Below are 654 nucleotides of genomic sequence, written 5' to 3' on the forward strand. Positions count from 1 at the left end.
GCATCCGGCATCCGCCGATTCCCCCAGCTCCAGCAGTACAGGGTACAGGCTCGTAAACCACCCCACCGTACGGCTGTGGTCTATCGAACGGTCGATATCCTCACGACCGTGACCCTCCAGACCGATCACTATATGATCTTCCCCGGTAAAACGCGTCAGGGCCCCCAGCAGACCGCTTAACAAGATATCGTTGATCTCCGTATGGTACGCCTGAGGAACCTCCTGTAATAACAACCGCGTAGACTCACGGCTCAGCTGACTTATATATTCATGCATTCCACCAGACCGTATCGGCGCTGCTGACTCATGATCAACACGTATGGCACAATAAGCCGAGACAACCTGCTCCCAGTAACCCCGTTGACGCTGCTGCCAAATACCCGAACCATAACGATGAAGACTATTGTACCAGTTCCTATAAGAACTTCCCTTTTCACCAAGGCTCAGCTCCTGACCTCCCTTCAATTGCTCCAGCAACTGCTCCAGGTCACCCACCAGGATACGCCACGATACCCCGTCTATAGCCAGGTGATGCACGATCACCAGCAAACGGTTATACCCCTCTTCATCAGGGCTCAGCATCAGCACCGCCCGCGTTAATACCCCGGCCCGGATATCCAGGCTCCGCTGATAATCATCCCCTGTCTTTTGTAC

At 54.1% G+C, this 654-nt stretch carries 1 protein-coding gene; it reads right to left on the minus strand.

Going from position 1 to position 654, the window contains the following annotated elements:
* The coding region (locus AC1DRQ_RS32015; RefSeq protein ID WP_477430270.1) for a condensation domain-containing protein at positions 1 to 654 on the minus strand (654 nt) is incomplete at both ends.

Source organism: Mucilaginibacter sp. P4_E8 (assembly GCF_056401495.1).